At 66.8% G+C, this 13,097-nt stretch carries 11 protein-coding genes; 2 read left to right on the forward strand and 9 right to left on the reverse strand.

All coding sequences use genetic code 11. The features are described from left to right. Window positions 1–36: 36 nt before the first annotated feature. Genes V8683_RS14815 through V8683_RS14835 form a run of 5 tightly spaced genes read right to left on the reverse strand, consistent with a single transcriptional unit; the run spans window position 37 to window position 6,197 of the window. Window positions 37–2,571 carry a glycosyl hydrolase 2 galactose-binding domain-containing protein gene (locus V8683_RS14815; RefSeq protein ID WP_411186827.1) on the reverse strand — a complete coding sequence of 845 codons (2,535 nt, stop codon included), beginning with the start codon at window positions 2,569–2,571 and terminating at the stop codon, window positions 37–39. A 60-nt stretch (window positions 2,572–2,631) separates the two neighbouring features. Continuing rightward, window positions 2,632–3,645, reverse strand: a complete 1,014-nt coding sequence (locus V8683_RS14820) for a DUF1839 family protein (protein WP_411186825.1) — start codon at window positions 3,643–3,645, stop codon at window positions 2,632–2,634. Further along, window positions 3,642–4,673 carry an amino acid--[acyl-carrier-protein] ligase gene (locus V8683_RS14825; RefSeq protein ID WP_411186823.1) on the reverse strand — a complete coding sequence of 344 codons (1,032 nt, stop codon included), beginning with the start codon at window positions 4,671–4,673 and terminating at the stop codon, window positions 3,642–3,644. The genes V8683_RS14820 and V8683_RS14825 overlap by 4 nt, the downstream gene beginning before the upstream one ends. A 1-nt stretch (window position 4,674) precedes the next feature. Further along, window positions 4,675–5,949, reverse strand: coding sequence for an acyl-CoA dehydrogenase family protein (locus tag V8683_RS14830; RefSeq protein ID WP_411186821.1), 1,275 nt, complete (start codon window positions 5,947–5,949; stop codon window positions 4,675–4,677). After that, the gene (locus V8683_RS14835; protein ID WP_411186819.1) at window positions 5,946–6,197 is read right to left on the reverse strand and encodes an acyl carrier protein; all 252 of its coding nucleotides are present in this window, start codon (window positions 6,195–6,197) and stop codon (window positions 5,946–5,948) included. Before V8683_RS14835 ends, V8683_RS14830 begins: the two co-directional genes overlap by 4 nt. A gap of 426 nt (window positions 6,198–6,623) precedes the next feature. Between V8683_RS14835 and V8683_RS14840 the strand changes: the two genes are divergently transcribed. Continuing rightward, window positions 6,624–7,151 carry a flavin reductase family protein gene (locus V8683_RS14840; protein WP_411190433.1) on the forward strand — a complete coding sequence of 176 codons (528 nt, stop codon included), beginning with the start codon at window positions 6,624–6,626 and terminating at the stop codon, window positions 7,149–7,151. Between the two features lie 102 nt (window positions 7,152–7,253). Here the strand turns inward: V8683_RS14840 and V8683_RS14845 are convergent, their stop codons facing one another. From V8683_RS14845 to V8683_RS14860, 4 genes are all read right to left on the reverse strand, one after another. Beyond that, window positions 7,254–8,675, reverse strand: coding sequence for a UbiA family prenyltransferase (locus V8683_RS14845; protein WP_411186817.1), 1,422 nt, complete (start codon window positions 8,673–8,675; stop codon window positions 7,254–7,256). 112 nt (window positions 8,676–8,787) lie between these two features. Then, the gene (locus V8683_RS14850; protein ID WP_411190432.1) at window positions 8,788–9,195 is read right to left on the reverse strand and encodes a GtrA family protein; all 408 of its coding nucleotides are present in this window, start codon (window positions 9,193–9,195) and stop codon (window positions 8,788–8,790) included. Window positions 9,196–9,197: 2 nt separating this feature from the next. Further along, complete coding sequence (locus V8683_RS14855) at window positions 9,198–9,938, reverse strand: SDR family oxidoreductase (protein WP_411186815.1); 741 nt, start codon at window positions 9,936–9,938, stop codon at window positions 9,198–9,200. Continuing rightward, a complete protein-coding gene (locus tag V8683_RS14860; RefSeq protein ID WP_411186813.1) occupies window positions 9,935–11,257 on the reverse strand; it encodes an FAD-binding protein in 1,323 nt (440 codons plus the stop codon). The genes V8683_RS14855 and V8683_RS14860 overlap by 4 nt, the downstream gene beginning before the upstream one ends. Window positions 11,258–11,511: 254 nt before the next feature. Between V8683_RS14860 and V8683_RS14865 the strand changes: the two genes are divergently transcribed. Continuing rightward, the gene (locus V8683_RS14865) at window positions 11,512–12,777 is read left to right on the forward strand and encodes a hypothetical protein (protein ID WP_462880655.1); all 1,266 of its coding nucleotides are present in this window, start codon (window positions 11,512–11,514) and stop codon (window positions 12,775–12,777) included. Window positions 12,778–13,097: the final 320 nt, after the last annotated feature.

Genomic DNA, 13,097 nt, shown 5'->3' on the forward strand with positions numbered 1-13,097 from the left:
GCGTTGCGGCGCGAGGCGCGATTGTCCGCTGACCGGCTATGCGGACGATGCGCCTGTGCAGCGATAGAACACCGGCGCAATCGCATTGATCGCGCGGACCTCGCCGTCGGGTGTGGTGCCGCTTGCGCTGGCGTCGAGCGGTATCAGATCGACCGCGACCGGCCGGTTCGGCGGCAGATGGAACCAGTCGCGCTGCGCGCGGTAATGCGCGTCGGCGACATGGACGCTGCGCGCGAAGCGGCGCGCCTCGATCACGAGTTGCCAACCCCGCTCAGAGCGCCGCGGCGTGGCGACGATACCGCTCTCGTGCCGTTCGAGTGCGCGCCGGTCGGGAAGGTGGAATGCCTCGGAGACGACCGCGCCGCTCGCCGGATCGCGCAGCGTCGCAATCGTTACGTCGTGCGCGCGCGGCCCGAAGCGATACGCATGCGTAAAATCGAAAAAGCGACCTAGCAGGTCCGCCGCACACACGCGTTGCGTGCTGCGCGGTGCGAGCTCGACCGCGCGCGAAGCCTGCGCGACCGTCACCGCGCCATGGTGCAGACAAACGAGTTCGAGCTGCAACACCAGCGCCTTGTCGCGCTCGTTGATCAGGTGCATGTCGAGGCCGTTCAAGCCCTCATCGGTGATGACGATCTGCACCGGCTGAAGCGCCTGCGCGAGCCCATGCCACGCGCTCTTGGGCCTGCCGCATGCGTCGATGACGCCCCAGCCGGCACCCGCGCGCAGGTCCTGCAACTGCCAGACGAGCCCGCCGCCACACGACGAGCCGGCCCGGCGCCATTCTGCGAACACGTCGGTCATGAGTTCAGCCACGACCGCGCGCGCGAGATCCAGATAGCGCTGCGGATCTTCGTAGCGCACCTGCGAGGGCTCGACGCCGAAGAGCGTTCGCACGTAGTGATCGCGCACGTCGTCGAAATCCCAGCCGGCACCGGGATCGCGCGGCACCGCCGCCTTCCAGCGCGGGTCGTGCGTGTGGATCGTGCCGAGCGCGTCGTGCAGCGTGGCGTCATCGGGTACATTCGCGAATGCGAGGCACTCCGAAGCGAAGCGAACCGCGGAGCGGCGCACGTCGTCGAGCGGGCGCTGATACGCGCTCACGCCATAGTAGTGCGTGACGCCCGTGCGCGTCGAGAACGGCCAGGTGCCTCCCGAAGGCGAATTGCTCACGTAGGATACGTCGGGACGCTCGCGCGTGACGATGGCCGGCAAAAGTTGCGTGAAGAGCGCTTGTTCGCGCATCTCGGGCGGCAAGCCGAACATCGCACCTTGCTGGTCGGCCTCGCTGCCGCCGCACAGCACGGCGAGCGCGGCGTAGCGGCGCGTGCGTGCAAGAAATTGCCGCGCTTCGGTCTCGACGGCGGCGCCGAAGGCCGGGTCGGTGGGGTAATCGAAGTTGGCAAACGCGAAGTCCTGCCAGACGAGGATGCCCGAGGCGTCGGCCAGCCGATAGAACGCGTCCGACTCGTAGACCATCGTACCGCCCACGCGGATCATGTTCATACCCGCGTGACGGGCGAGCGCGAACGTGTGTTCGAGTTGCGCGGCGGTGCCCGTGAGCGTCGCAAGGTCGGCGCTGGTCCAGCATGCGCCGCGGCAGAATACCGGCACGCCGTTGATGCGCAGGGCGAAGCCCGCGCTATCGCCCCCGCGCTCCACCTCGATGGTGCGAAAGCCCACTTCGCCGAGTGCGATCGCGCGGCCCGCGAGGCGCAACGTGACGGCATGGCGCGTGGGCGCGCCGTGCGTATGCGGCCACCAGCGTTCGGGGTGCGCCACGCGCAGCGTGCCGCATAGCGTACGCGCGTCGCGCCATTCCAGCGCGGTTTGCGCGTCCGAGCAATGGAGCGTGGCCGGGACCGTGCTGTCATGGTCGTGCACGAAGCGCACGGTGAGGGCCACGATGCCGTCGTCGCCTTCCATCGACGTTCCCAGGTCGACGTCGTGCAATGCCTCGCGCGCGTCCGAGAGCAGTTCGATGGGCCGCCACGGCCCGGCTGCTCGCAGGGAGGGGCACCAACCGGGCATGTGCCCGAGCAGCGTCGCGCGGACGTTGCGCAACGAGGCGGGCGTGACGAGGCGCGGACGCCAGCGCGGGCGCCCGCGCCTCGCGGCGAGCGCGGGTTCGAGCGAACGGAAGCAGAGCGCGAGCGTGGCCGCGCCGCGCAGTTCGAGCTCGACGTCGTGCGCGACGAACATCGAATCCGAACTGAGCAGCAGGCGTTCGTCCAGCCACACTTCCGCGATCGAAGCGAGACCGTGCAGGCGCAGGCGGCGCACGCCGTGACCTGTCAGCGCGAGGCGATACCAGTGGTCGTGCGACGCGAGCGTTTCAGCCTGTCCGGCGTCGAGCCTGCGCGCCGCGCGCAGCGCCGAGGCGATCGTGCCCGGCACTTCGGCGTCGAGCCAGTCTTCGGCGCGCGTGGCGGCCTCCAGCCCGGCTGGCGAAGCGCATGCCCCGGCAGGCGTCGAGACGCATCGCCAGCCTGCGCTGAGCGGGACCGGCCAGAGGTTGTCGTCATCGGCGCCATGCGGGGCTTGCGGCGCGCCGGCGGCCCGCTCGTTCATGTCGGTCGGCAATTCACGCACGTGTCACCCCCCTGGGCGGCTCGATCTCGCGGCACCCTATCACGCCATCAGCGCGGCGAGCGGTTCGAGCGTGCTTGCGTAGCCCGCTTCCAGCACGTCGAGGCAATCGTCACAGGTGTCCCGACGCTTGCGCGCCATCGCGCGGACCAGCCTGAACTGCATCACCATGGCGTCGGATGCCACCTTTTGCGCCGATGCCGAAATGGCTTCCGGAATTGCCACGCCGTTTGCGTTCAGCCACTGCAGATACCTGGAGAGGAGTTCGAAATTTGCGCCGAGCTGCCTCATCAGGTTGAACGAATAGGGGTGGAAATACCCCTCGCCGCGCTCAAGGAGCATATCGAGCTGTGCCGGAAAGACCGTGCGCCACTCCGTTACCGGATTGCGCCGCGGGCGCCGCGCGAGGTGTTCGCGCAGCCGCTCCGCGGAGGCCTGGGCGAGCGCCGCGCCTTCGAGCGGTGCCCGCACCTGCTTGGCAAACTCCACATAGGGAAACAGCAGGTCCGCCTGCCCGGCAAACTGCGGCAGCTTGCGGAACACGCCGTCGTAGTCTTCTCCGTCGAGGCTGTGATAGGCCGTATTGTGGAAGTAGCCAAGGCGTTTCGCCGCCGGGTCGATGAAATCGATGCCCACGGTCGTCTTCGGATGCTCGCGCCGGTACGAGGTGGCGCGCGTGTTGGGCAGATAGAAGCCGTCCACCTCCACAAGCACCGTGTGGCCGCGACGTGTCTGTGCGAGCACGCGGTCTTCGAGCGAATCGTAGATCGCGAGCTCGGTTACCTGCGTGCCGTACAGGCGCTCGATGTCTTCGAGCGGGAACTTGAAAAACGTGAACTGGTCGCCTTCGAAGTCCTGCGCCACCGTGAAGGCGAGCGCCGCGCGCGGATCGAAACCCATGCCGTGCAGCAACTCGATCCACAAGTCGATGTAGCAGTTGGTCTCCACCCACACGCGCTCGCCCTGGTGCAGCGCGTGCGAGACGTGTTTGCGCATGCCGGGCCGCACGGTGCTTTCGGTTGCGAGCGTGGCGGCGGTCGGGGAGGGCGCGTTCATGCGCTCAACTCCGCGAGGCCGTGCTCGATGTGCGCCTTCGTGTCGCCCCACAGCAATGCCCGCACTTCGTCGGGCCAGGCGTTCGTGTTGAGACCGTGATGCCGGAAGAGCGCAAGCGTGATGCGTTCCATGCCGAAGCCGACGCAGCCCGTGTGCGCGGTCGAGCCGTCTTCGCATGCGATTTTCCAGATCGCCCCGAAATGATCCATGTGATAGTTGAACGAGAGGCATGCCGTCTTGCTGTCCGGGTTCGCCACCGGGATCAGCAACTCGAACTTGAGCGCCTGGGTACGCTGGCTGTCCGCGACGATCTTGCCGCCGCGCCCGAAGAACGGGTCGTTGGCGAGATCGACCTCTACCGGCAGCTTGAGCAGCGAGACCAGCAGCGAGCCGCGGTCGATCCACATCTGGCGGAATGCCTGCACCTGATCCGGATGCCCGAGGCGCACGTACTCGCGCTGGCGGAACATCTGCATGCGTGCGGGATCGAGCGAAGGCTCATGGCGGAAGCAGTACGAAAGCACGTCTACGGTGCTGCCGTTGGCGGGCAGCGCGCCGCGCCGCGCCACGACCGGATAGAGCGGATAGCAGGCCGCGGGCGTCAGCACGACACGCGTGGGCTTTTGCTGTTCCATCCATTCGGGATCACGGTCGTCGTCGCTGCGTTGCATGGCGTCGTCGAGACAGCGCAGCAGGCGCATATGCCCCGCGTCGTTGCCGCAGAAGGAATGAATCGTGCCGGCGAGTTGGGGGAAGTTCTTCAGGTACTCGCTGTCCTCGAAGTCGGCACGGCGCATGGCGGGCGGAAAGCGCATCACTTCGGGGTGCTGATCGGCGCCCAGATGCGTGATCGCCACGTTCAGGCGGTCGACCACATCCTCGAACACCTGGCTGCGGCCATAGAGGCCATCTTCGCCGGTGTCGATGAGGAGGCCGCTCGCGATCAGCTCGTCGCGCAAGGATGGCGCCGCTTGCGGCTCGGCATTGGCTGCGGCTTGCAGCGCGGCGGTTTCGGTCATCGTGTTCATCTCAGACTCTCCCCGGGGTGGCTGGCCGCTGTGCGAGCAGCAGGCTTGCGGTGTTTTGGGCAATGCGGTCGTTGTTGATCATGAGCGGCGCCGAGTACAGATCGCGCAAATGGCGGCCCACGCTGTATTCGGTGCCGTTCTTGTAGCCGGCCATGCCGCAGATCATCAACACTTCCTGCACGACGTCGAGCGCCGTGGCGGAAATGCTCGTCTTCAGCGTGTTCATGTCCGAGGCGTAGTGGAGCTGCGCCGCAAGCGGGGCGTCGGCGTCGTTGCTGGCGAGGCGGCCTTCTTTCGCCGTGCGCGCGGCATCGAGCGCGACCGCGAGGCGTGCCTGCATCATCTGCAGGAGTCCTACGGCCTGCGCGAGACGCATCCCGGCGGGCGGCACGGAGCCGGGCTTCGCGCGCGCCTGGGCGCGGAAGAATGCTTGTGCGCGGTTGACGGCGTCGGCGGCGACGCCGGTCCACACCGCAGCCCATAGCGTGTGCGAGACGGGCAGCATGGTTTGGTCGGCGATCTCGGCGAAGGGCGTGGGGAGGATCTGCTCAGCGCCGCCCTGCGCCACGAGGCGAAAGCCTTCGCTGCAGGTGCCGCGCATCCCCATCGAGTCCCACTTGCCGCGCTTTTCGAGTTCGAGATCGGCGTGCAGGGAAACGATCAGCACCTGGTCGGAGGCGGGCGATTCTGCCGTGCGCCGTGCAGTGACGAGAATGCCGTCGGCGTGTGCGCCGTAGGAGATGGTGGGCGCCATCTTCTCGATGTGAAAGCGCCCATCGGCCACTTCGGCGGCGCAGGCGCTCGTGCGCATGCTACCGCCGATGTTCTCCTCCGACGTCGCCGACGCGAGCAGCCATTGCTGCCCGACGAGTTGCGCGAGCACGTTCTGGTGCCATGGCAGGTGCGCGCCGTGCTCCATGATGCACGCCACCTGAATCTGGTGCATCGCATAGATCATTGCGGTCGAGGCGCAGCCGTGCGCGAGCGTTTCGCAGATGGCCGCGATTTCGGCCAGCGAGAGGCCAATTCCGCCGAAGCGCGCGGGAACCATCGCCGAAAGCAGGCGTTCCGACTTGAGCGCATCAAATGCTTCTACGGGAAAGCGTGCCTCACGGTCCACGTGGTCGGCATGCTGCGCGGCGATCTGGGCCGCGCGGCGCGCGGCTTCGCGCCAACCGTCCGCCGGATTCGCCGCAGGGGCGTTCGCATGATCCGCCGCGCCGGCGAGGGTGTGCCGTTCCGGTTCGACGGCCGCATCGGTGTGCGGGGCGTTCATGCGGCCGCCTTCGCCTGTTGCAGTTCGGTGACCGCGGCAGCAAGCGAGTCGATGCTCGAAAAGAGGCGCCGCGTGAGCATGCGGTCCGGAATCTCGATGTCGAACTCGTCTTCGATGGCGAGCATCAGGTGCACGGTCGCGAGCGAAGACAGGCCCGCGGCGTAGAGATCTGCGTCGTCGGCCAGCGTTTCGGCCGGCACATCGAGACGGGCGGATTCGGAAAGAATGCGTCGCAGTGCGATTTTCATGGAAAAGTACCCCCTCCGGTGAATGGCGCTTCGATATGGGTGTGCGTTTGCGCTATGGGCTGCGCGGTATTGACCGTATTTAACGGACAGCGGCCTGCCGGCGTCGGTGCGGCAGCGCACTCAGACGCGCTTTGGCAAGCGGACCTTGCCGTGACGTTGCAGATTGCGCGTGAACCCGCGAGGCGTGTGTGTGCAGGCGTACAGATGCCGCCGATGCCGTGGTCCGGCAAGCGTGCTGCGGTACTACCATGCGTCGTGTGGGCGTTTGCATGCCGGTCGCGATGCCGTGCCCGCAGCAAGCCAACGACGAGGAGACGGGCCATGAACGCATACGGGATTGCCACGAGCGCAGCGGCCGCGCGCGAGGCGCACGCGTTTCAGGACGCGCGCGAAGGCGCGGACGCGGTAGCGGGCGTGGTAGCGGGCGTGGCGGCGCAAACGTTGCGGCCGGCCTGTGAGGACAGCACGCCGCCGCGTTTCGACGAGCGGCGTCTGCGCGACGCGCTCGGGCGTTTCGCCACGGGTGTCGTGGTGATCTCGACGGGCAGCGGCGACACGCTGCACGCGATGACGGCAAATGCCTTCATGTCGGGCTCGCTCAGGCCGCCGCTCCTCGTAGTGTCGGTCGGGCATCGCGCGCGTATGCACGAGCACCTCATGAGTGCCAGCAACTTCGGCGTGAGCGTCCTCTCCGACGAGCAGGAGCCGCACAGCCGTCATTTCGCGGGCGAACCGCAAGGCCGGCTCGCGCCGCAATTTACGCAAGCGGATGGCCTTGACGGCGTCATGCTGCTGGAGCGCGCGGTAGCCCGCTTCGCCCTGCGGATGAGCGACCGCCACGCCTGCGGCGATCACACGCTGTTCGTGGGAGAGGTGCTGGCATTTTCGCTCGACGATCGCGCGCCGCTCGTGTTTTTCGGCGGCCGCTATGCGGGCGTCGCGCAGGGGCGCTGAACGCGCGGCTTGTGGCTTGTGCAGAGGTTCATGGCGGAGATTGCCGGGGGAGAACCCGGCGCCGGAACCCTGTGCGTTCCGGCAGCGCAGTGGCCTCTTTCCCTAGATCGCCAGCACCATGAAGACACCGCACAGTCCGATCACGGCGCAGCTCGTGCGGTCCTTGAACGTGGCGACGATCGGGTCGTCGTGCATCTGTCCGCGAAACGCCAGCATCCAGATGCGGCTTACCCAGTAGAGCGTGAGGGCGAATACGGCCCACAGCATCTTCGGATGCCGATACAGCAGCTGCAGCTCGGGCGAATTCAGATAGAGCGCGAACACCAGCACCGCGAGATAGGCCGCCGAGGTGCCGAACGAGCGCAGGATCGACATATCCTGCGCGACGTAGCCCCGCCCGGCCGCCTCGGTCTTGCCTTGCTGGTTCATCGCATCGAGCTCGATGTAGCGCTTGAGCATTGCGAGACTCAGGAAGAGCGGCACGCTGAAGAGAATCAGCCAGTAAGACAGGGGAATATCGTTGCACGCGCCGCCCGCGATCACGCGCACGGTGTAGAGACAGGCGAGCGTAAAGACATCGATGAGCGTGAGCCGCTTGAGGACGAACGAATAGGCAACGGTGGCGGCCATGTAGGCGACCAGTACGGCGCCGAACTTCCAGGGAAGCAGCGAGGCGAGTGCGAGACCTGCCCCGAGCAATGCGATCGTCAGCACGATGCCTAGCGAGAGCGGCAGGTTGCCCGAGGCGAACGGGCGGCTGCGCTTGCGCGTGTGGCGCCGGTCGGCATCCAGATCCAGCATGTCGTTGAGCAGGTAGACCGACGACGCGCTCAGGCTGAACGAAGCGAATGCGAGGCAGGCGGCGAGCACCGCATGCAGGTCGCCGAAGCGGTGCGCGGTGAGGAGCGGCACGAAGATCAGCACGTTCTTGACCCACTGATGCACGCGCATTTCCTTGAGCACGAGCGGGATCAGGCGGCGCCGGTCTTCGAAGAAGACGATTTCGGTGTTGACTTTGCGTGCGGCCTTGGCGATCTGCCGGTTGCCGACCACGATCGCCTGGCGTGCGCGTCGCCATACGGGCACGTCCGCGCGCGCGTCGCCGCAATAGTCGAAGCCGTGTTCGCCGAACTGCTCGACGAGCGCAGCGGCCTTGTTCTTGCCGCGCAGGTTCATGCACGCATTGCTTGCGAGTACGCCGCTAAAGAGTCCGAAGTGTGCCGCCACCTGGCTTGCGAAGCGCTGGTTGGACGCCGTGCACAGATAGACCGGCCGGCCCGCCGAGCGCGCCTCGCGCAGATAGTCGACCAGTTGCCGGTTATAGGGCAGCACGCCAACGTCGAGCGTGACGCGTAGCGCAATCTGGTCTTTCAGATAGGCCTTGCCGCGCAGCAGCCAGAAGAGGCAAAGGAATATCGAAAGCGGTCGCTGCTTGAGCAGCACCAAGAAGCTCTCCAACAAGAAGTCGGTCTGTGCGAGCGTGCCGTCCAGGTCCACGCACAGCGGGATCGTCGGATTTGACATATCTATGCCTCGTCGAGCTCTTCGGCGGCGCTGCTGCGCGCCATGCTGGATTCACAGGCTGATCGTAGGGAACGGCCGCGCGCGGTTCTGTTCGCCAGCGCACGCCGCCCGCTCAGGCGAACACGAAGCGTTTGTCGAGCTGGTACTTCGCGAAGTAGCCGAGCACGAGGCCGAGTGCTCCGCCGGCGAGGCGCGCCGTTTCCGAGTGAAAGAGCGCGTCGCTGCCGAACTCCATGGCCCAGAAGATCGCCGTGGTCGCGAGCCCCATGGCGACGTAGCGCGAGAAGGTCTGGATGCCGTGCGTGACGCTGCGGTGCTCGTAGCGGAAGATCCACGCCTTGTCGAGCGCATATTTGACGATGAGCCCCGTGCCCGTGCCGATGCACACCGCGAGCGCTATCGCAAACGGCCCTTCGTAGAGACGCCAGACGATTTTCTGGCTGCCGAGGTTCGCCGCCATCGAGAGCAGCGCGAAAATTGCGTACCACGTGGCGAGCGAGGCGCGGCTCGCGGCGACCATGCTCACAGCGACACGCGCTTGAATACGGAGCGCGGCAGCGAGCGGATCACCAGCATGATCGCGCTCCAGAACCACGGCGTATAGAGCGTGTCCTTGCCTAGCGAGACGGCCCGCACGATGTCCGCGCCTACGCGCTCGGGCGTGGCCAGAAGCGGACCGGGCAGGGCGAGGCCCGCCGTCATCGGCGTATCGACGAAGCCGGGTTTGATCGTGAGAACGCGCACGTTCGACTTGAACAGTCGCGCACGCAAGCCTTCGCAGAAGGTCGTGACGGCGGCCTTCGCGGCGCCATAGACGTAGTTCGATGCGCGCCCGCGTTCGCCCGCCACCGACGAGATCACCGCGATGGTGCCCGCGCGCTGCGTCTCGAACACATTGGCGAGGCGGGTGAGGAGCGCGATCGTCGAGAGGGCGTTGGTCGAAAATTCGAGCAGCGCTGCATCCACGTCGCGCTCGCAAAGCGACTGGTCGGCCAGCGTGCCGTGGGCGATCAGCACGATGTCGATGGAACCGAGGGTCGCGCGGCAGGCATCGAGCATGGCCGCGTGCTGTGCGGGGTCGTTCAGGTCGAGCACGTGCGTCTCGACGTCTCGCGCGCCACGCACGCGAAGGTCTTGCGCGACGGCGTCGAGCCGCAGCCCGTGGCGGCCCGCGAGGAACAGGCGTGCCCCGCCCGCGGCCCATCGCCGCGCGCATGCGGCGGCGATGGCGGAAGAGCCGCCAATGATCAGAATGTTCTTCACGATTGCGTAGTCCTTTTCCAGAAGCGCGACATCAACGCGGGATCGCGATGCCGCTCGAGTTCTTGCCAGGCGGGGTAGGCAGCGCGGAAATGCTCGCCGCTCATGTGTGCGTCTTTCGCGGGGTACTGGCGCCCGCCCGCTTCGGCCACGATCGCGTCCAGCCGCGCGAAGAGATCCGTATTGCGCCGTTCGTCCTGCGGGAAATCGAGCGCGAGCGAGACACCGGCCATGGGAAACGAAATCAGGCCGGGCGAGGCTAGCGAGCCGCAGCGTTTGAGCACGGCGAGAAACGAACCGCCGCCGCTCGTCGAGATCGTGTGAAGGATTGCGCGCAGCGCGTCGTGGGCACTTGCCTCGGGTATCACGCACTGGTGCTGCTGGAAGCCGCGCCGCCCGTAGATGCGATTCCAGTTGCGGATGTTGTCGAGCGGATAGAAGAAGCTGGCGGGGTCCATGCGCGCGAGTTCGATGCCGCGCTTCTGGCGTCGGTAATAGAGCGCATTGAACGCCTGCACCGTCGCGCGGTTCACGGGCGAGAGCGGGAGCACGAACGGCACGCTGCGGGTGGGCTTCGCGGGCAGCGAAAGGTCGCCGTCGCTCGCGTGGTCGCCGCTCGTGTAGATGCCGCGCCCAAGCGCCTTGCCGCGCGCGAGGCAGTCCACCCACGCCACGCCGTATTCGTGCGACGTTTCATGGCCGCGCGAAAGAGCGAGGAATTCCTCGAGGTTGGCGTAGCGCATGCGCGAGACGGCAATATGACTGGAACGCACCGGCATGAGCTGAATTTCCACCCATTCGAGTACGCCGGTGAGGCCAAGGCCGCCGATCGTCGCGCGAAAGAGCGCGGCTTCCTCGCCGGGCGAGCATTCCGCGGCCGGGCGGTCCGAGCGCAGTAGCGAAAAGCGGCGCACGTGACGCCCGAATGTGCCGCGTACGTGATGGTTTTTGCCGTGCACGTCGTTCGCCACGGCGCCGCCGAGCGTCGCGAACTGCGTGCCGGGCGTGACCGGCAGCATCCAGCCGCGCGGCAGGGCGACGGCGAGCAATTCGCCAAGCGTCATGCCCGCCTCGGCGCGCACGACGCCGCTCCGCCAGTCCGCGCCGATGAAGCGTGCGAGGCCGCGCATCGGCAGCACGTGGCCGGTGTCCGCGAGGCAGCTGTCGCCGTAGCTGCGGCCGTTGCCGAACGCGAGGGTGGTGCCCGGATGCGCGCAGGCACGGGTAAGCCGCGCGCCGATAGCGTCGCGCCAGGCGATCGGTTCTCCCGACTGGGGCGCATAGGGATAGCGTCCCCACGATTGCAGCTTGGATGCGCTCATGGATGGAGATGCCGTTTCGAATCTCCCTAATCCTGGCAGGGCGGCGCGGCGCCGACCGTTGGCAAGACCACAGACGGAGCGCGTTGCATGCGTGCGGCGCGCGGGCGGAGGTCCGTGCGGCATCCCACAGACCGAGCCGGTAACGCTCCCCAAACTACGCAGTTTCCGCATCCCTTCATGCGACGCTCCACCAGGCCGTGCCTGGGCGCGATCGAAACGCAACGGGCTCTATCGAGATGAATACGGCTATCTCCGTGCGCAGTACGAAAGTCCTTGTGGCGCTGCCCGCGCTATTCGTTCTGTTGCTGGCGGTGAACGCGCCGCCTTACGTGCCGCTGCAGGACTACAACGAATGGGTCTATCAGGGCTTCGTCGCCGAGCAACTGCTGCGGGGACATTTGACCAGCCAGTTCGTGTTCGCCACGTTCCCGGTGCCCAACAGCGCGGCGCAGGCACTCCTCTGCCTGCTGAATTTCGTGGTGTCGCCGCTTCTGGCCGCACGCGTCGTCGCGAGTCTCTACGTGATCGCGGCGATCACGCTTGCGTGGCGGATTGCGGAGAAGACGTCGCCGGCGCAGCAGATCGGCTATTTCTTCGTGCTCCTCGTGTGCGTCTATTTCAATACGCCCTTCTGGAACGGCTACATCAACTATCAGATCGGCATTCTGCTGCTTTCCGCATGGCTCTTGCTGGATCCGAAGACGCGAGCGAAGCCCCTGTGGGTGCTGGTGTTCACGCTCGGAGCATTCTTCACGCACGCAGCGATCTGGGCGGCGATTCTCCTGACGATGACGATCGATGCCCTCAGGCGCCGCGTGTTCACGCCATATCTGCCTGCCCTCGTGTCTCTCGGGCTGTTCGCGTGGTATGTCGCGCGCAAGCCCGCGTCCACGGTGCCCGAGCCATTGCAGCAGGCAGGGCTGCTGCATGCGGCGGGCTACAAGCTTTATACGGTCGCGAAGCTCGGGCCGTATCACGACTTCCTCTATGCGGATGGTGCGAGCAGCCCTATCGAGGCAGTGGGCCACTACGCGGGCTGCGCAGTCAATTTCGCTGTGGCGGCGGGGCTCCTCTGTCTGCTCTGCCTTGCGCTCTGGCGTGCGCTTGCGCGGCCGGGGGTGCGGGCACAGGTGGCCGATGTGACGCTGGCTGTCGCCGTGCTGCTCGCCCTGTTCGTCGCGATGCCGGCGGTGATGGCGGATGTGGTGAATCCGGGCGAGCGCATGCTCTATCCGGCAGTGCTGTTCGCACTCGTGAGCTGGAGCGAGTCTCGCATCGTGAAGTGGCTCGCGTATTCCGCGCCCGTGCTCGCGCTTTGCGCGCTCGGGCTTGTGGCCAACGGCGCGCGCCTGACCTCGGACGCGGCGCTGGCTGGAGCAGGGCCGGGCGCCTCGCAGCACGAGCTCTTCGCTAGCCGCCCCGACGAGTTCGCCAGCGTTCTGCTCATGTCCGAAGGACGCCTGCCGCTGCGCGCGATCGGCTTCGAGACCAGCTTCTTGTTCAACCGGACACAGCGGTAATGCATGAGGCCCGCTCGCGGCGGACCGCGTTGATTCGCACGGCGTGCCTCGCAAGGCATCGGCGATCACAAACCGTTGGTGGGATTGCGCACGGAATCGCAGCCGCATTCCCCGTACCGTGTCGATATGGAAGAGCGGGAACGGGCCTGCGTGGCATGCGGGTCCGGCAAAACAATCGTGCTGCGTGGTGAGACCAGTCTGCGAGCGTTAGCTCGCGCGGAGGCGCATCCCCTTCGTGGGGGGCGCGCGGAGGGGGCGCCGCGCCGGCCCGCCCCCCACCCCGGGGGGGGGGGGGGGGCGGGGGGGCGACAAGCCAAGGT

The sequence above is a fragment of the Paraburkholderia sp. AV2 genome (genome assembly GCF_054968425.1).